Annotated in this window: 13 protein-coding genes; 10 read left to right on the top strand and 3 right to left on the bottom strand. The window is 52.3% G+C overall.

The genetic code is table 11. From position 1 onward, the window contains the following. Nucleotides 1–210: 210 nt before the first annotated feature. Nucleotides 211–1,875 (top strand): kdo(2)-lipid A phosphoethanolamine 7''-transferase, encoded by a 1,665-nt coding sequence (gene eptB / locus IEV89_RS05640; RefSeq protein WP_188471246.1) that lies wholly within the window; start codon nucleotides 211–213, stop codon nucleotides 1,873–1,875. Between the two features lie 74 nt (nucleotides 1,876–1,949). Here eptB and cscK read toward each other — a convergent pair whose 3' ends face one another. Continuing rightward, entirely contained in the window at nucleotides 1,950–2,894 is a 945-nt protein-coding gene (gene cscK, locus IEV89_RS05635; protein ID WP_188471243.1) for a fructokinase, read from the bottom strand. Between the two features lie 251 nt (nucleotides 2,895–3,145). Between cscK and IEV89_RS05630 the strand changes: the two genes are divergently transcribed. The 5 genes from IEV89_RS05630 (at nucleotide 3,146) to IEV89_RS05610 (ending at nucleotide 9,741) form a co-directional block, all read left to right on the top strand. After that, entirely contained in the window at nucleotides 3,146–4,729 is a 1,584-nt protein-coding gene (locus IEV89_RS05630) for a carbohydrate porin (RefSeq protein ID WP_188471241.1), read from the top strand. Between the two features lie 74 nt (nucleotides 4,730–4,803). Continuing rightward, a complete protein-coding gene (locus tag IEV89_RS05625) occupies nucleotides 4,804–6,174 on the top strand; it encodes a sucrose-specific PTS transporter subunit IIBC (protein ID WP_188471239.1) in 1,371 nt (456 codons plus the stop codon). Further along, on the top strand, nucleotides 6,174–7,583 hold the full coding sequence (locus IEV89_RS05620) for a sucrose-6-phosphate hydrolase (RefSeq protein ID WP_188471237.1): 1,410 nt from the start codon (nucleotides 6,174–6,176) through the stop codon (nucleotides 7,581–7,583). Before IEV89_RS05625 ends, IEV89_RS05620 begins: the two co-directional genes overlap by 1 nt. Nucleotides 7,584–7,613: 30 nt before the next feature. Continuing rightward, nucleotides 7,614–8,639 carry a LacI family DNA-binding transcriptional regulator gene (locus IEV89_RS05615; protein ID WP_188471235.1) on the top strand — a complete coding sequence of 342 codons (1,026 nt, stop codon included), beginning with the start codon at nucleotides 7,614–7,616 and terminating at the stop codon, nucleotides 8,637–8,639. 4 nt (nucleotides 8,640–8,643) lie between these two features. Next, the gene (locus IEV89_RS05610; RefSeq protein WP_188471233.1) at nucleotides 8,644–9,741 is read left to right on the top strand and encodes an endonuclease/exonuclease/phosphatase family protein; all 1,098 of its coding nucleotides are present in this window, start codon (nucleotides 8,644–8,646) and stop codon (nucleotides 9,739–9,741) included. Nucleotides 9,742–9,851: 110 nt separating this feature from the next. Here IEV89_RS05610 and IEV89_RS05605 read toward each other — a convergent pair whose 3' ends face one another. Further along, nucleotides 9,852–11,900 carry a choline transporter gene (locus IEV89_RS05605; protein WP_188471231.1) on the bottom strand — a complete coding sequence of 683 codons (2,049 nt, stop codon included), beginning with the start codon at nucleotides 11,898–11,900 and terminating at the stop codon, nucleotides 9,852–9,854. A 236-nt stretch (nucleotides 11,901–12,136) separates the two neighbouring features. Here IEV89_RS05605 and betI point away from each other — a divergent pair, with 236 nt between their 5' ends. The 4 genes from betI (at nucleotide 12,137) to IEV89_RS05585 (ending at nucleotide 16,596) form a co-directional block, all read left to right on the top strand. Then, nucleotides 12,137–12,736, top strand: coding sequence for a transcriptional regulator BetI (betI, locus tag IEV89_RS05600; protein WP_188471230.1), 600 nt, complete (start codon nucleotides 12,137–12,139; stop codon nucleotides 12,734–12,736). Between the two features lie 33 nt (nucleotides 12,737–12,769). After that, nucleotides 12,770–14,242, top strand: coding sequence for a betaine-aldehyde dehydrogenase (betB, locus tag IEV89_RS05595; protein WP_188471396.1), 1,473 nt, complete (start codon nucleotides 12,770–12,772; stop codon nucleotides 14,240–14,242). A 25-nt stretch (nucleotides 14,243–14,267) separates the two neighbouring features. Next, nucleotides 14,268–15,944, top strand: a complete 1,677-nt coding sequence (betA, locus tag IEV89_RS05590; protein ID WP_188471227.1) for a choline dehydrogenase — start codon at nucleotides 14,268–14,270, stop codon at nucleotides 15,942–15,944. 175 nt (nucleotides 15,945–16,119) lie between these two features. After that, a complete protein-coding gene (locus IEV89_RS05585; RefSeq protein ID WP_188471225.1) occupies nucleotides 16,120–16,596 on the top strand; it encodes a GNAT family N-acetyltransferase in 477 nt (158 codons plus the stop codon). An 821-nt stretch (nucleotides 16,597–17,417) separates the two neighbouring features. Here IEV89_RS05585 and IEV89_RS05580 read toward each other — a convergent pair. Continuing rightward, a complete protein-coding gene (locus IEV89_RS05580; protein WP_188471223.1) occupies nucleotides 17,418–18,350 on the bottom strand; it encodes a LysR family transcriptional regulator in 933 nt (310 codons plus the stop codon). Between the last annotated feature and the right edge of the window lie 59 nt (nucleotides 18,351–18,409).

Below are 18,409 nucleotides of genomic sequence, written 5' to 3'. Positions count from 1 at the left end.
CAACGCATTGAAATATAATAACTTATACATAATTGTTACATTATCACATTGAATGAAATAATTGAGGCTGAACCAAACGCATGGGTTATCGGTCAGACTAAGTCATCGACATGTCATCCACTTTCTGTTTTTGACCTCTTGTTTTGACATTTCGACACGCGCGGGCATGACAACGCACACTGACTTTTAAAAAAGAGCCACACATTATCGATGCATAAATTACGCTTACTTTCGCAACAGAAAATTTCTCTGTTTATTGCGCTTTATCTTGGGATTTTGCTTAACCTTCCGATTTTCTTCCGTCGCTTTGGCCAGTTGCATTACGATAATGTGTTGTCTATTGCGGTGGAAATGCTCGCATCGTTTGCGTTGGTCTACTTCCTGACATTACTGCTTTCCTTCACCGGTAAAACCGTTTTTCGTGTGCTGATCAGCCTGATCGTCATCTCGTCTGCTGCGGCCAGTTACTACATGATTCTGTTCAACGTCGACATCGGCTACGGCATTCTGGCGGCGGCGTTGGCATCGGACTCCATTGATCTGTCGAAAGAGTCCATTGGCACGCATTTCGTGGGCTGGACAGTGCTCTTCAGCTTGCTGCCGCTGTTGCTACTGTGGGTCAGTAAAATGCCTGGTGCGGCGCTGAAGGAGAGTAAACCGAAAGGCCTACTGAAGAAGGTTGTCTTGCTGGTGGCTGCTGGTTTGACGTGTTACGTACCGCTGCAACTGATGGGCAAAGTGCAGGATAAACAGGATCGGGTGAATAACCGCATGATGGCCAGCTACGGCGGCGTCGTGGCGGGGACTTATTCGCCATCTAACTGGCTCTCGGCGCTGGGATTGTTCGCCTATAGCTCCTACAGCAAAGCCGAAGACAATAAAAACCTGTTCGATCCGGCCAAACATTTCACCTATACCCCACCCAAAGATGTCAAAGATCTTTACGTGGTATTTGTGATTGGGGAAAGCGCACGGCGCGACCACATGGGGCTGTACGGCTATGACCGTGATAACACGCCTTATCTGAGCCAAGAGAAAAATCTTGCCGCATTGCAGGGTTACTCCTGTGACACTTCGACCAAACTCTCGCTGCGCTGTATGTTTGTACGCGAAGGTGGGGCGTCCGAAGCGCCGCAGCGTACACTGAAAGAAGCCAATGTGTTCTCGGTAATGAAGAGTAATGGCTGGAGTTCAGAGCTGTATTCTATGCAGAGCGAAGCCTGGTTCTACAACAAAACCCATGTTAATGATTACTCTCTGCGCGAGAATATTGCTTCAGAGAAGCGTAATGCCGGTAAACCTGTGGATGACATGCTGCTGGTCGACGAAATGAAAGATTCGATGAAAAATCATCCGGTAGGCAAACATCTGATCATTTTGCACACCAAAGGATCGCATTATCTCTATTCCGACCGTTACCCGCGTTCATTTGCCAAGTATCAGCCAGAGTGTATGGGCATTGATGACTCTTGTTCGACTCAGGAGATGATTAACGCGTACGATAACTCGTTGCTATACACTGATTACTTCCTCGAGCAGGTGTTGAACCAACTGCGTGATAAGAATGCCATCGTTTTTTATGCGTCTGATCACGGTGAGTCAATCTCGAAAAGCAAGCATTTCCATGGTACGCCGCGTGACCGTGCGCCCATTGAACAACGTACTGTACCGATCATGGTGTGGGCTTCAGACAAATTCCTGTCTGATGATCAGAATCGTGCCGGTTTCCAGCAATTGCAAAAATTGGCTGCTGAGAAAAAACCGGTGTTCCACGAGAAGCTGTTTGACTCGATTCTTGGATGTATCGGTTATACCTCGCCGGACGGTGGTATTGTTGAGCAGCGCAACTGGTGCCACGTGCCAGACAGCCAGTAGCATCACAGCGTAAAGTAAAAAATAGAAACCGGTGCCGCCGTTTCGTCGTTTGTCGATGAAGCGGCGGCACTGTTTTATTTGAATGCCTGCAGGCTAAATGCCTCGAGAGCACGGGTATCCGGCAGGGCCGTCATGGCGCCTTTTTCTGTGGTCGCCAATGCACCACAGCACATGGCCTGGCGTATAATGGCCTGCCAGTGCGCTGGGTTATCATCGTCCCCACACTCGGCTAAACCGGCCAGTAAACCTGCAACAAAAGCATCGCCTGCACCGGTGGTATCGACCGCTGTCACCGTCGGGGCGGCATAGTGTTTGAGTGAGGCATCTTTTTTCTTATAGACCAACACCCCATCTTTGCCCTGTGTCACCAGCAATAATTCCGGATTATAGCGCTGACATAAACAGATGATCCCTTCTGATTGCAGAGTTTCGCCCGTCAAATATTCCAGTTCTTCCTCAGAGACTTTTACCACGTCAGCCATCAACAGCGCCTGATGCAGACATTCGCGTAGTTGGGTTTCTTCTGCCCACAGCTCGTGGCGAATATTCGGGTCAAAACTGACTTTTCCGCCGGCCTTTTTCATCTGAGCCATCGCCAGGAAGGCCGACGCTCGCGAAGGTTCGGCGGACAGCGAAATGGAACAAAGGTGTAAAAACTGTCCCTTTTCGAAAGAGGGAATATCAGTCGGTTGCAGGAAAAGATCAGCGCTTGGACGCACCATAAATGTGAACGTTCGTTCGCCTTGAGCGTCATTTTCTACCACGACCGTGGAAGTCCGGTGATACGAGTCCAGATGCATAAAGTCGATATTTACCGCTTCATCCCGCAGGGTTTGGCTTAGGAAATGGCCGAAAGGGTCATCGCCGACCCGGCCAATAAATGCACTATTCCCCCCAAGACGGCTGATCCCTACCGCCACGTTAGCCGGCGCGCCGCCCGGACACTTCAATAAGCGATCACCTGCTTCCGGGATCAAATCTACAACGGCATCGCCTAACACCCAAACCCGATTCTTCATATTCCATTCTCTTTGGTGAATTCCTGATAAACGCGACTAAATAAAATAGAAGAACCGGTTTAGCTAATCAAGCACAAATGAATTATTAGGATCTGCTATGGATTTGCCAGCAAGATCACATTTACAGCATAAGACTAGCGAACTTCGTTGCCTGAATAACTCATAAGTGATTATTGTGTGCAGGAAAACCAGTTTAGCAATTTAGCTAGATAGTTTTTCCATAATAACTAAGCGTCTTCTGGGGAATAAAAATGATGATGAAACCTCGCTATCTGGCTGTTGCTATTGGACTGATTCTTTCGACTACGGCACAAGGCGCTGACCCTTCAGCCAGCGCCATCGAAGCACGGTTTAATGCGTTGGAAAAACGTCTGCAAATGGCGGAAAGTCGTGCGGCTAAGGCGGAAGCTCGCGCCACGGATGCAGAACAGAAGGTTGCAAAACTAGAAACACGCACCGCCAGTAATGAGCAGCAGACCCGCCAAGTGGCAAAAACGGCTGAAACCACTCAACAACAAACCGCTGATATGGCTAAACGCACTGAAACATTGGCCAGCACTAACAAGAACGATGGTGATAACAGCGGATTCAAATTTAGCGGTTATGCCCGTTCTGGCGTGATCATGAATGGTTCAGGGACTTCAACGGAAAGCGGCCCTTACGTCACGCCAGCCGGGCAGACCGGCGGTGCTGTCGGGCGTCTGGGGAATGAAAATAATACCTACGTTGAATTGAACCTGGAACATAAACAAACCATGGCTAGCGGAGCGACCTCCCGTTATAAAGTGATGCTGGCGGACGGGCAGCGCAGCTATAACGACTGGACAGGTGCGACCAGCGAGCTGAATATTCGACAGGCGTTTGTCGAACTTGGCTCACTGCCAACTTTCACCGGCCCATGGAAAGACTCGACGCTGTGGGCGGGTAAACGCTTTGATCGCGACAACTTCGACATTCACTTCCTCGACTCCGACATTATCTTCCTCGCCGGTACCGGTGGCGGTATTTATGACGTGAAGTGGAGCGAGAACCTGAAAAGTAACTTCTCACTTTATGGGCGCAACTTCGACGATCTCGACGATAACAACAACAGCAATGACGACACGCGCATTGAGAACTACATTGTCACGGCGAATAACTACGCCGGACCCTTCCAGTGGATGGTCAGCGGACTGCGTGCCAAAAATAACCAGGATCGCGAAAATACCGGCACACAAGGCGTCACTAACGCAGCGGATACCGGCTTCCACACCATGCTGGCGTACCACGGCGATAGCTTCTACGGTCTGCGCGAAGGGACATCGACCACGGCACTGCTATACGGTCACGGTTTAGGGGCGGAAGTGAAATCGCTGGGTTCAGACGGCCATTTGACCGATGACGCCAACACGGTACGTCTGGCGACTTACGGTATTACCCCACTGAGCAAAAACTGGAGTATTGCGCCAGCTGTGATTGCTCAGCAGAGTAAAGACCGGTACATCTCGGGGGATAATTATCAATGGGTGACCTTTAATACCCGCCTGATTCAGCAGATCACTGAGAACTTTGAACTGGCCTATGAAGGCAGCTATCAGTACATGGACCTCGATCCGCAGGGCTACCAAAATAACAATAAAGTGAAGGGTGGGTTCTACAAGCTGACGTTTGCGCCAACGTTCAAAGTCGGCGATATCAGTGACATGCTGAGCCGTCCTGAAATCCGACTCTTCGCGAGCTACATGGACTGGAGCCATCAGTTGGACAGTTATTCTTCTAGCGATTCGTTCGGTACGGACGGTTTCACCGCCGGCGGACAGTGGAACTTCGGGATCCAGATGGAAACCTGGTTCTGATAAGCAGGGTTTGAATCACCATGACGCGCCTGAGTTACTCAGGCGCTGTCGTTCAGGGTAAGAGAAGGAAGATTATGAATATCAATGCAATCGCGACAGAACTGCTCCCTTTACTGGGCGGCAAAGACAATATTGCCAGCGCGGCGCACTGCGCAACACGTCTGCGTCTGGTGCTGGTGGATGACAGTCTGGTTAACAAAAGTGCCATCGAAAAAGTCGAAGGCGTGAAGGGTTGCTTCAGCAACGCCGGGCAGATTCAGATCATTTTTGGCACCGGGTTGGTGAACAAAGTCCATGCTGAGTTTATCAAAGTGGCGGGGATCGGCGAATCGAGCAAATCCGAAGCAGCAAATATAGCGGCGCAAAAACTCAATCCATTCCAGCGCATCGCGCGCGTGCTGTCGAATATCTTCGTGCCGATCATTCCGGCTATCGTGGCATCCGGCCTGCTAATGGGCCTGCTCGGTATGGTAAAAACTTACGGCTGGGCAAACCCTGAGAGCGCGATTTTCATCATGCTCGACATGTTCAGTTCGGCGGCGTTTATCATTCTGCCGATCCTGATCGGTTTCACCGCCGCGCGCGAATTCGGCGGTAACCCGTTCCTCGGCGCGACCTTAGGCGGCATTCTGACTCACCCCGCGCTCACCAATGCCTGGGGTGTTGCCAGCGGTTTCCACACCATGAATTTCTTTGGTCTGGAAATTGCGATGATCGGCTATCAGGGCACGGTATTCCCGGTGCTGCTGGCAGTCTGGTTTATGAGCTTCCTCGAAAAACGTTTACGTAAAGTGATCCCCGATGCGCTGGATCTGATTCTGACGCCGTTCCTGACTGTGATTATCTCCGGCTTTATCGCTTTCCTGATCATTGGTCCAGCCGGTCGCGCGTTAGGTGATGGCATCTCCTTTATTCTTAGCACCTTGATCACGCATGCAGGCTGGGTCGCCGGGCTGATCTTCGGCGGGTTGTACTCGGTCATCGTCATCACCGGTATTCACCACAGTTTCCATGCGATTGAAGCCGGGCTGTTGGGCAACCCGAACATCGGCGTGAATTTTCTGCTGCCGATCTGGTCGATGGCTAACGTGGCGCAGGGCGGTGCCTGTCTGGCGGTGTATTTCAAAACTCGCGATGCCAAAATCAAAGCGATCGCCGTGCCTTCTGCCTTCTCCGCGATGTTAGGCATTACCGAAGCGGCGATATTCGGTATCAACCTACGCTTTATGAAACCGTTCATTGCCGCCTTAGCCGGTGGTGCGCTTGGCGGCGCGTGGGTGGTGGCGATGCATGTTAATATGACTGCTGTCGGCCTGACCGGTATTCCGGGACTGGCGATTGTGCAGGCCAGTTCAATGCTCAGCTATTTGATCGGCATGGTGATTGCCTTCGGCAGTGCATTCCTGCTTTCCTTGCTGCTGAAATACAAAACGGAGAGTGAATAATGTCGGAAGTCAGTCTGCTGAAACAGGCGCTGCGTAGCGTGGTGGCGGGGCAGGTGAACGCCGCCGCCGACCCGTATCGTCCTGCCTGGCATCTTGCGCCACCGGTGGGTTTACTCAATGACCCGAACGGATTTGTTCAGCATAACGGCCGTTATCATCTGTTCTATCAATGGAATCCCCTTGGCTGCGCGCACGGGGCAAAATTCTGGGGGCACTGGAGTTCGGTGGATCTGCTGCACTGGCGGCATGAACCGCTGGGGCTGGCACCGGCAGAAGAGTACGAGTCGCATGGCTGCTATTCCGGTTCGGCCGTCGTGGACAACGGCCAACTGACGCTGATTTACACCGGCAACGTGAAATACCCCGACGGCAGCCGCACGGCGTTTCAGTGTCTGGCGCGTGAAAACGAGCGCGGTGAATTCGATAAAACCGGACCGGTGCTGGATCTGCCCGTTGGTTACACTGGCCATGTACGCGACCCGAAAGTCTGGCAGCACAACGGCCATTGGTACATGGTGCTTGGCGCGCAGGATCTCAACTTGCAAGGCAAAGTACTCTTGCTGCATTCCGCGGATTTATTATCGTGGGTGTCGCTCGGTGAAATTGCAGGTTCCGGCCTGAACGGATTGGGCCAATTTGGCTACATGTGGGAATGCCCGGACTTGTTTCGACTCTCTGACAGTGATGTGCTGATCTGTTGTCCTCAGGGTTTGCCTGCGGAATCTGACCGTTACCAGAATACGTTCCAGTCCGGTTATTTCGTCGGCCAGCTTGAATATGATGCAGGGCATTTTCCACACGGTGATTTCCATGAACTGGATCTGGGATTCGAGTTTTATGCGCCGCAAACTACGCTGAGTGACGACGGCCGCCGCCTGCTGATAGGCTGGATGGGGATTCCGGACGGCGATGAGTTTTATCAGCCGACCATTGAACACGGCTGGCTGCACACCATGACCTGCCCGCGTGAGTTGACGCTGGAAAACCGCAAAATTATTCAGCGCCCAGCGCACGAACTTCAGCGCCTGCGTGGTGAAGAACAGGCGTGGCAGGGCATCGCGCAGGACGCGCCGGTGTGGGATATCACGCATGCAGAAGTCGCCATTGGGACTGAACAGCCATTCAGCGCTGATCTGGGCGGAAACATGACGCTTGCATGGGACGGCGAATGGCTGAGACTGACGCGTAAAAACCGTCGCAGTGGGGAACAGGAGCAACGCGTCTGGCGCGGTGCGTTACGCCATCTGACGCTGTTGTGTGACCGCTCCAGCGTGGAAATTTTCATTAACGACGGTGAAGCGGTGATGTCCTCGCGTTATTTCCCTGATTTACCAACACAATTAACCTTCAGCGGAAAGCAGCCGATTACGCTGCACCACTGGCCGTTAGCCGATTGCGTGATAGAATAAAAGTCTTTCCGGACAACAGAATATGGCGCAGTGAAAAAGACCAAACGCATCACTATCAGCGGCATAGCCGAACTGGCTGGCGTGTCGAAATCGACTGCCAGCCAGGTGCTTAACGGACACAGTAAAAAGTTCCGTATCTCTGATGCCACCCGCGACCGCGTTCTTGCGGTCGCGGCTGATCAACATTATCAACCCAGCATTCACGCCCGCTCCCTTAACGTAACGCGCAGTTATACGTTGGGACTCGTAGTGCCTGAGATGACCAACTACGGCTTTGCGGCCTGCTCTAACGAGCTCGAAAACTTGTGTCGTGAAAACGGGATGCAGTTGCTGATCGCCTGCACCGATGAAAATACCAGTCAGGAAATGATGGTGGTCAATAACCTCATTCAGCGTCAGGTCGATGGCCTGATTGTGGCCTCTAGTATGCTCAACGATGCGGAATATCAGAAAATCAGCCAGCAATTGCCGGTGGTGCTGTTTGACCGCCATATGACTGACACCGAACTGCCGCTGGTGGTCTGTGAAGCCATTGAGTCATCGGCTGTGTTGGTGGAGAAAGTGGCCAGGTATCAGCAGGAGGAATTCTATTTTCTGGGCGGGCAGCCGCGCATTTCCCCGACCCGCGATCGTCTGGCTGGCTATCAGCTTGGGCTGGAACGCGCCGGGGTGAGCCTAAAACCTGAATGGGTGCTTTACGGCAATTACCATCCAAGCTCTGGTTATGAAATGTTTGCCAATCTCTGCGCCCGTCTCGGGCGGCCGCCGAAAGCGCTCTACGTAGCCTCCTGCGGATTGATGGAAGGGGTGCTGCGCTATATGAGTCAGCATAAGTTGCTGGAAAGTGATATCCATCTATGCAGTTTCGATGATCATTATTTATATGACTCCCTCTCGGTAAAAATTGATACTGTGGCGCAGGACTGTCGCGAGTTGGCGATCCACTGTTTTGACATTGTCATCGGCCTGATTAACGAGCAGCCGCCCGCACAAAATCAATGTTATCTTTCGCCACAATTGCATTGGCGCCATGCTGATACCTTGAGTGAGCTTTAATTCCATGCAGATACTTCGAATTGTTGTCAGCATATTAACCGTCATTATGGCGTTGCTGACCTTACTGCCTTTATCAAAAAATCAGTGTTGGTGGGTAAGAGTATGGGATTTTCCCCGTCTGCAAATGGCCACCCTATCGCTGCTTTTTGTGCTGACCGAGCTGTGGATTTTGCCATTAGGGGGGCCGCTGGCAACGCTTATCGTGCTGCTGTCGCTGGCCTGCATGATTTATCAGGCCTGGTGGATTTTGCCTTATACACCGCTTTATCCGGTGCAAGTCAAAAAGACGGTGCCGAATGGACACCCGAGGTTGAAAATCATTAACTGCAACGTGCTGATGACCAACCGTCAATCCGCCGACTTGCTGAACATTGTGAAAGAAAACTGCCCGGATATTCTGGTGCTGCTGGAAACGGACCAGTGGTGGGAAGATCAAATGGCACCGCTGGATGCGGACTACCCGCACAGCCTGAGATGCCCGCTCGACAATTTATATGGCATGCACGTTTACTCCCGCTTGCCGATCTTTGACGGCAAAATTCAGTATCTGGTGGCCGATGGCATCCCATCGATGCACTTTCGCGTTGAGCTGGAGTCCGGCGATCAGGTTATTCTGCACTGCCTGCACCCGATGCCGCCAAGTCCTACAGAAGATGACGAGTCCACCAATCGCGATGGCGAACTGGTGGCTGTGGGTCATACTGCCGCACGCGCCAGCTATCCGACCATCGTCACCGGTGACCTGAACGACGTCGCATGGTCACGCACTACGCGGCTGTTTATGAAAGTCAGCGGTCTGCTGGATCCGCGTCGCGGACGCGGCATGTTCAATACATTCCACGCCAGTTTATCGTTCTTGCGCTGGCCGCTGGATCACGTTTTCCACAGTAAAGAGTTCACCCTGATTGATATGCAACGTTTGCCGCCGATGGGTTCTGATCACTTCCCGATTATGGTTGAACTGGCACTGACACCGCAGCAGGGCAGCAGTCAGGAGAGTTTGGACATCGGCCATGAGGATGTGCAGGAAGCTGAGGAAAAGCTGGAAAGCGCCGGAGTGAAAAGTACTGATGTGCACCGTGCTGAAGTGGTGAGTGCATAATGTTCTTATAGAAAATGAACAACCCGATGAGAACAACGCCCTGACCATGAGGCCAGGACGTTGTCAGTGATCTGAAACCCACTTGCGCGGATTTTTATCCCTTTCACATCTTATTCAGGAAAAGTTAGCGTATTGCCTGGTGCTTCGCGATTGATGTGCAGAAAGTTCAGATGGCGTTCGTACTGATCGAGAATGTCATTGATCACCTGATGCTTAGTAAAGTCCATCAAATCATTACTCTGTGTGCCTTCCAGCAGGAAGGTTTCCAGACGGTAATAGTGTGATTTTCCAGAGCGGGCACGGTAGGTAAAGCCCGGCACGGCGTAACGCACCGGCCAGATCTGATACACAAAGTTCTGCTCTTCGCCCAGAGCCACAATCAGTTCGAGGTGATTGAGCTTCTCGTCTTCCAGCGCCTCATGCTCGTTGAACTCTACTTTGGCACCGCGCAGTTTCAGCTCCTGCGCTACATCGAGCATTGCTGGACGACACACCAAATCCATCATGTGCTCGGTGTGCGTGGTGCCAGGATAATTCATCACCCGCGACAGACGCTGTTTCCAGTTCAGTACCGCGTCACCGCCCGCTGTCGGCATCGGAGCCAGCGACTGTTGCGTACTGGCACGGCGATAGTCTTCCAGCCGAAGTGACTTATACAACCCTGCCATAATGAAGAAAATCACAAAACTGAAGGGTAGCCCCATGATCACCGTGGCGTTTTGCAGTGCTGAGATCCCGTCTGTCATCAACATCCCAAGGGTAAGAACCCCGATGGTTATCGACCAGAAAATCCTCAGCCAGTTAGGTGCATCGTTATTGATATCCGCCAGTTTTGAGGTGAAGTTACCCAGCACCAACGAACCGGAATCTGCAGAGGTAACATAAAACAATAGACCCGTAATAGTGGCGACCGATGCACTCAGTGTGAAGCCAGGATACTGCGCCAGCAGGCTGTATACGCCGCGTTCAGGATGGGCAATGACTTCGTTGGCGAAATCAAGGTTGCCATGAATAATCTGGTAGAGCGCACTATTACCGAAAATCGACAACCACAGTAGGGTGAAGACAAACGGAATGATCAGCGTCCCCAGTACAAATTGACGGATGGTACGGCCGCGTGAAATACGCGCAAGGAATAAACCGACGAATGGCGACCACGCTACCCACCATGCCCAGAAGAACAAGGTCCAGCTGTTCATCCATGCGGTTGGGCGATCAAAGGCAAAAGTGTTGAGCGTCATGCCCATAAAGCGGTTGATATAGTCGCCGATGTTTAGGACTAGCGCATTGAGCAGGAATTCGGTATTACCGAAGAACAGCAGGAACATGAGCAATCCCACCGCCAGCAGTACGTTCAGCTCGGAAAGAATACGGATGCCTTTATTCACTCCAGAGGTTACTGACACCGTCGCCATGACCACGGAGAGCAAAATCAGCGATGCCTGTACGGTGAGGTTTTCCGGGATCTGGAACAGAACTTTTAGACCGTAATTGAGCTGCACAACGCCGATACCCAGTGTCGTCGCGATGCCAAAAATAGTCCCGACCACGGCTGCGATATCCACAGTATGGCCAATTGGGCCATAAATGCGCTTGCCAAAAATCGGATAGAGCGCCGAGCGGATGGTCAGAGGCAGGTTATAGCGGTAGCTAAAATAGGCCAACGCAATTCCCATCAGGGCATACATCGCCCAGCCGGTTAACCCGTAGTGAAACAGCGTCCAGGTCATAGCCTGGCGTGCCGCTTCCAGCGTCTGGCCCTGGCCTTCTGGTGGCAGCATATATTGCGTCACCGGCTCGGCGACGGAGAAGAACATCAGATCGATGCCAATCCCGGCGGCGAATAACATAGCAGCCCAGCTCATCATACTGAATTCGGGTTTGGATTGTTCAGGGCCGAGTTTTATCGAGCCAAAGCGCGAGCAGGCAATGAACAATACAAACACGATGTACAGCGTTGCAGCCAGCATGTAATACCAGCCAAAAGTTGCGGACACCCAGTTGAGCGATCGGCTGAGCCATTTCCCCGACAATTCGGTGTAGAAAATAGACATCAGCGTAAACGCCAAAATTAATCCCGCAGAGGTGAAAAAAACCACCTTATTGAGTTCGTCCTGTGGTTTATCGGACAGTTTGTCAGTCTTATCGACAGCAGCCATCGTATCCCCTGTTATTTAAATAATTAACTTAACTTCAATGAATTAGAACGAATTTAAGTACATTTTGAATACAAATTACTAACGTATTGGAAATAAAATATATGCATTTTTGATTGAACGTTCAATCAAAAAAAAGTTAAATAGAGTCAGCAACAAGGTTACCAACATCCGAAAACACGGTTTAAACACGAGGTGAAAGCGGTTTTTGGTGGGCTATTTTTTCAGGAGTCGGACCCATGCCCAAAGTAGGAATGCAGCCGATAAGACGGCAGCAATTGATTGAAGCAACACTGGCAGCCGTCAACGAAGTGGGGATGCATGAAGCCTCCATTTCGCAAATTGCCCGCCGCGCTGGCGTCTCCAATGGCATCATCAGTCACTATTTTCGTGACAAGAATGGTCTGCTGGAAGCCACTATGCGTTATCTGCTCAGTCATTTAGGGGAAGGGGTTCAGGAAAGACTGTCACGGCTTGATGACAATGCCCCGACGGCGAGACTGCATGCTATCGCCGAAGCCAATTTCGACGACAGCCAGACCAACAGCGCGGCGATGAAAACCTGGCTGGCTTTCTGGGCCAGCAGTATGCATCACCCGCAGTTGCATCGTCTGCAGCAGGTGAACAGCCGCCGACTCTATTCAAATTTATGTTCTGAGTTCAGGCGTTTTTTACCGAAGGATGCGGCGCGGTTAGCCGCCCAAGGTATGGCCGGACTGATTGACGGCCTGTGGTTAAGGGCTGCGCTCAGTGGTCATGCCTTCAACCGCGATGAGGCGTTACAGATAACCTATCGCTTTATTGAATCACAAATTTCGCAGCCTCATCCGGCTGCCTGAACTCAGACTGCACTGATCGAGGAGAACACCATGATGTCCCGCTACGGCACTCAAAAACTGTATATCGATGGACGCTATCAGGAAAGCACTGGCAACGAGACATTTGATGCCATCAACCCGGCTAATGGCGAAGTGATTGCCACATTGCAAAACGCCACGGCCGAAGATGTTGACTTAGCCGTCAGCGCCGCGCGTCAGGGCCAGAAGGTCTGGGCGGCAATGACGGCGATGCAGCGCTCACGTGTTTTGCGCCGCGCCGTGGATATTCTGCGTGAGCGTAATGACGAACTGGCCGCCATCGAAACCGCAGATACCGGTAAACCGCTGTCTGAAACGACGGCAGTGGATATTGTCACTGGTGCGGACGTGTTGGAGTACTACGCTGGGCTAATCCCGTCCATTGAAGGCCAGCAAATTCCGCTGCGTGACTCTTCTTTTGTCTATACCCGCCGTGAACCGCTTGGCGTCGTGGCTGGTATCGGTGCCTGGAATTACCCGATTCAAATAGCACTATGGAAGTCAGCTCCGGCGCTGGCGGCCGGTAATGCGATGATCTTCAAACCCAGTGAAGTGACCTCGTTGACCGCGCTGAAACTGGCCGAAATCTATACCGAAGCGGGCTTGCCGAATGGCGTCTTCAGTGTAGTAACCGGTAGTGGTGCTAGCGTGGGGCAGGCTCTAACTGATCATCCACACATTGCCAAAGTTTCTTTCACGGGCGGCGTTGCCACCGGAAAGAAAGTCATGGCCAGTGCCTCGGCGTCGAGCCTGAAAGAGGTCACGATGGAACTGGGCGGTAAATCGCCGCTGATCATTTTCCCGGATGCCTGCCTCGATAAAGCCGCCGACATCGCCATGATGGCGAATTTCTACAGTTCCGGTCAGGTTTGTACCAACGGTACCCGCGTTTTTGTGCCGAAAGTCCATCAGACAGAATTCGAAGCCAAAATCCTCGAACGTGTCCAGCGTATCCGTCTGGGTGACCCGACTGACGAACAGGTCAACTTCGGTCCGCTGGTGAGCTTCGCGCATCGGGATACCGTGCTGCGCTACATCGAAAGTGGCAAGAGCGAAGGTGCCCGGCTGCTGGCCGGTGGTGACAGCATTATCGACGGCGACTATGCCAAAGGTGCCTATGTGGCACCGACGGTCTTTACGGATTGTCGTGATGACATGACTATCGTGCGCGAAGAGATCTTTGGGCCAGTGATGAGCATCCTGACTTACGAAAGCGAAGACGAAGTGGTGCGCCGCGCCAACCATACCGAATATGGTCTGGCCGCCGGGTTGGTGACACAGGACTTGAATACTGCGCACCGCGTTATCCATCAGTTGGAAGCCGGGATTTGCTGGATCAACACCTGGGGCGAATCTGACGCTGCTATGCCGGTCGGTGGTTATAAGCACTCCGGTGTTGGGCGCGAGAACGGTGTCAGTACCCTTGAGCATTACACACAAGTTAAATCCGTGCAGGTTGAGCTGGGCGAATTCAGTTCGGTCTTTTAATCCGCCATCCGCATAGGAGAAATTAATGGATTACGATTACATCATTATTGGTGCCGGTTCTGCCGGCAACGTACTGGCCACCCGATTAACCGAAGACAGCAAGGTCAGCGTGCTGCTGCTTGAGGCCGGTGGCCCCGATTACCGGATGGATTTTCGCACCCAAATGCCTGCGGCGCTGGCTTTCCCGTTACAGGGTAAGCGTTATAACTGGGCGTATGAAACAGAGCCTGAGCCTTACATGAATAACCGCCGCATGGAGTGCGGGCGTGGTAAAGGGCTGGGAGGATCATCACTGATTAACGGCATGTGCTACATCCGTGGCAACGCGATGGACTTTGACAACTGGGCTACGATGCCAGGTCTCGAAGAGTGGAGCTATCTGGACTGCCTGCCTTATTTTCGCAAAGCAGAAACCCGCGATATCGGGCCGAATGATTTCCATGGCGGTGACGGTCCGGTGAGTGTCGCTACGCCAAAGAAAGGCAATAATCCCCTGTTCCACGCGATGATTGAAGCGGGCGTTCAGGCCGGCTATCCGGCGACTGAAGACCTCAACGGTTATCAGCAGGAAGGCTTCGGCCCGATGGACCGTACGGTAACGCCTAAAGGCCGTCGCGCCAGCACGGCACGCGGGTATCTGGATCAGGCCAAGCCACGTTCTAACCTGACGATTGTCACCCATGCGATGACCGACAAGATTTTGTTCGACGGTAAACGCGCGGTGGGTGTCAGCTATTTTAAAGGCGATGAATACAATGCCAAAACCGTTACCGCTAAACGTGAAGTCTTGCTGTGTGCTGGTGCGATTGCCTCGCCGCAAATTTTGCAACGTTCCGGCGTAGGCCCTGCCGCACTGTTAACGGGTCTGGATATTCCGGTCATACATGACCTACCTGGCGTTGGTGAAAACCTGCAGGATCATCTGGAGATGTACCTGCAATACAGTTGCATACAGCCGGTTTCATTGTACCCGGCGTTACAGATGCATAACCAGCCGATGATCGGTGCCGAATGGCTCTTTAAGGGCACTGGCGTCGGTGCCAGCAACCAGTTTGAAGCGGGTGGGTTTATCCGCAGCCGCGAAGAGTTTGCCTGGCCGAATATTCAGTATCACTTCTTGCCGGTGGCGATTAATTACAACGGGAGTAATGCGGTGAATGAACATGGGTTCCAGGCTCACGTTGGCTCCATGCGCTCGCCAAGCCGTGGCCGTGTGCAGGTAAAATCAAAAGATCCGCGCCAGCATCCGAGCATTCTGTTCAACTATATGTCCAGCGAACAGGACTGGCATGAGTTCCGTGATGCGATCCGCATTACCCGCGAAATCATGGCGCAACCGGCGCTGGACCCTTATCGCGGCCGCGAAATCAGTCCCGGTGCCGATGTGCAGACCGATGAACAGCTCGATGCTTTTATCCGTGAACACGGTGAAACCGCCTTTCACCCGTCTTGTTCGTGCAAGATGGGTAGCGATGAGATGTCCGTCGTTGACGGACAGGGGCGTGTGCACGGTATGCAGAGCCTGCGCGTAGTCGATGCTTCGATCATGCCGCAAATTATTACCGGTAATCTGAACGCCACCACGATTATGATCGCCGAGAAAATTGCCGATAAAATTCGCGGGCGTGCGCCATTGGCGAAAAGTACTGCTGAGTATTATGTGGCCGGTGACGCGCCCGCAAGAAACAAACTCGGCGCTTAACGCTGCAAGCAACGTGAGCACTGCCACGCTAATGACATGATTATAGACGTACTTTCCAGGCGAATATTTATTGCCAAAATATAATCAGGGCATGTTAAAAGAGATAATCTTCGGGTTATCTCTTTTTTTTAGCTGCCGTTCGGCATCCCCCCATTGTGGAATAACAGGAATATTCATGACCGATAAAAACGATGACATCGTCTGGCAGGACTTACACCATAGTCAGCTCAGTGCGGCACAGCTTTATGCCATTCTGGCATTGCGTAGTGAAGTGTTTGTGGTCGAACAGACTTGTGTTTATCAGGATATCGATGGCTGCGATCTTATCGGTGAGAACCGTCATGTGATTGGCTGGCAAAACGGCGAGCCGGTGGCTTATCTTCGAATCCTTAAGCTGGACAGTGACGTGGCAATTGGTCGGGTGATCATTGCTCCTGCGGCACGTGGGCTGAAGTTGGGTTACAAACTGATGGAAAGGGCGCTCGTATCCTGTAAAAAACACTGGCCCGATGCCCAGGTTATTCTTTCAGCTCAGGCGCATTTACAAAAATTCTACGGGAGTTTAGGGTTTGTGGCCTACACGGAGATCTATGACGAAGATGGAATACCGCATATTAGTATGAAACTTGAGGGCGTTTCAGGGGCCCTTTAACCGCTATCGGGCTGCTGCCCAAACCTGCATTAAGTCTTTAATTTCAAATTCAAATTCAAATTCAAATTCAAATTCAAGGTCGTGGGCGTCGGCCCACACCGACCAGGGGTGGCGTAAACGCGCCTCCCCTGGACCCCTGCGTTTTTAAACTGCGCGCTATCGCTGAATCGGGATGGCCGTGTTTCAGGTGCCGCGGTTATCGCCGCAAAATGTCGCCGCTTAGGCGGTACCTTCGCTGCGGGTTCGAGCCTTGGGTCTCGAACCCCGTGCTCAGCGCCATTTTTGAATGCGGCCTCGACATTTTAAAAGACAAAACAGTCTGGCTTTGAATTTGAGCTTGGACTGAACGGGAACTTGAATTTAGAAATGCTTCGGCCGCATTCAAAAAGTCACCGGCAAGTCGGTGGCGAGACAACGTCTTTACCGTTGGCTCAAACCCGCAGCCGGGGATCGCGAAGCGATGACTTTTTGCGGCTATCACTGTGATACCTGAAACACGGCCATTGTGACCCGCGTAGCTGCTGTTTTTAAGAGCCGGGGATTCTGAAGGGGCGCGGCGATAGGCGCCTCTTCAGGCCAGTTTGGGTGGCAACCCAAGGTTTTGAACTTGACCAAGCCGGTTTGGGTGGCCACCCAAGGTTTTGAACTTGACCAGGCCGGTTTGGGTGGCAACCCAAGGTTTTGAACTTGACCAGGCCGGTTTGGGTGGCAACCCAAAGGTTTTGAACTTGACCAGGCCGGTTTGGGTGGCAACCCAAAGGTTTTGAACTTGACCAGGCCGGTTTGGGTGGCCACCCAAAGATTCCGCCATGCCCCATTGCTCACCGCTCCCAGTACGCCGGTTCGCCAAATTTTTCCAGCAAGAAATCAATCACCGCACGGACTTTAATGGAGGGCTGTTTACTGTTCGGGTAAACCGCAGAAATTTTCTGTGCTTCCAGCGATGTCGATACCTGATACTCATCCAGCACGCTGACCAATCGGCCGTTATGCAAGGCATCGCCTATCAGCCAGGTCGGGAACACGACCAGCCCCATGCCGTCGATGGCGGCCTGGGTCAGGGTTTCCGCATTGTTGCTGGTGAGTACACCTTGCAAACTGTAAGGCACCCATGCTGTATGAGATTGGCGAAAGAACCAGCGCTGCGCACCGGCAAAACCTTTAAACACCAGACAACTATGCTGCGCCAGTTCTGCGGGTGTCGCGGGAATGCCACAACGAGCCAGATAAGCTGGGCTGGCGGCCAGCTTGAAATGCTGATGCCCCAGAGTGCGTGACTGCAGGCTGGAATCGGCCATCACGCCGATGCGGATCAGTAAGTCGGTGGCATCGTGCAGAGGATCGATAAAATCATCGGTTTGCATCAGCTCAACGTTCAGTTTGGGATAGCACTGGCACAGCTCATGTAGCCAAGGGGCAATATGGCGCTGGCCGAACACCACCGGCGCATTGATACGGACCAGACCACCCGGCTCCTGATCTTGCTCCTGTAACCCACGCATTGCCTCTTCAAGTTGCCTAAGAACCTGACGGGCATGATGACCGAGCAGTTTGCCGGACTCAGTTGGGCTAACCGTTCGGGTATTACGGTAGAGTAATTGCGTTTTAAGCGCTTGCTCCATCAGCTTGATCACCCTTGAAATGGTGGAAGGCGAAATGGCTTCACGGCGTGCGACTTCTGAAAAACTGCCCTGATCCAGCACCGCCACAAAGAGCCGCAGTGACTTGAAGTTGATCTGATTAAAATCTTCCATCTATGCGTATCTCGCAAAAGTGTTTTCCTGATTATCCTGTTTTTTGCAATGCTCCGCCA

Source organism: Hafnia psychrotolerans, assembly GCF_014639435.1.
In the GTDB taxonomy this organism is placed as follows: Bacteria; Pseudomonadota; Gammaproteobacteria; order Enterobacterales; family Enterobacteriaceae; genus Ewingella; species Ewingella psychrotolerans.
The sequence above is the reverse complement of the archived record's forward strand: the minus strand, read 5'-3'. Positions and strand labels throughout refer to the sequence as shown.

Coding starts and splice junctions, on each gene's coding strand:
- eptB (WP_188471246.1), top strand. CDS start 211: ATGCATAAATTACGCTTACTTTCGCAACAGAAAATTTCTCTGTTTATT.
- cscK (WP_188471243.1), bottom strand. CDS start 2,894: ATGAAGAATCGGGTTTGGGTGTTAGGCGATGCCGTTGTAGATTTGATC.
- IEV89_RS05630 (WP_188471241.1), top strand. CDS start 3,146: ATGATGATGAAACCTCGCTATCTGGCTGTTGCTATTGGACTGATTCTT.
- IEV89_RS05625 (WP_188471239.1), top strand. CDS start 4,804: ATGAATATCAATGCAATCGCGACAGAACTGCTCCCTTTACTGGGCGGC.
- IEV89_RS05620 (WP_188471237.1), top strand. CDS start 6,174: ATGTCGGAAGTCAGTCTGCTGAAACAGGCGCTGCGTAGCGTGGTGGCG.
- IEV89_RS05610 (WP_188471233.1), top strand. CDS start 8,644: ATGCAGATACTTCGAATTGTTGTCAGCATATTAACCGTCATTATGGCG.
- IEV89_RS05605 (WP_188471231.1), bottom strand. CDS start 11,900: ATGGCTGCTGTCGATAAGACTGACAAACTGTCCGATAAACCACAGGAC.
- betI (WP_188471230.1), top strand. CDS start 12,137: ATGCCCAAAGTAGGAATGCAGCCGATAAGACGGCAGCAATTGATTGAA.
- betB (WP_188471396.1), top strand. CDS start 12,770: ATGTCCCGCTACGGCACTCAAAAACTGTATATCGATGGACGCTATCAG.
- betA (WP_188471227.1), top strand. CDS start 14,268: ATGGATTACGATTACATCATTATTGGTGCCGGTTCTGCCGGCAACGTA.
- IEV89_RS05585 (WP_188471225.1), top strand. CDS start 16,120: ATGACCGATAAAAACGATGACATCGTCTGGCAGGACTTACACCATAGT.
- IEV89_RS05580 (WP_188471223.1), bottom strand. CDS start 18,350: ATGGAAGATTTTAATCAGATCAACTTCAAGTCACTGCGGCTCTTTGTG.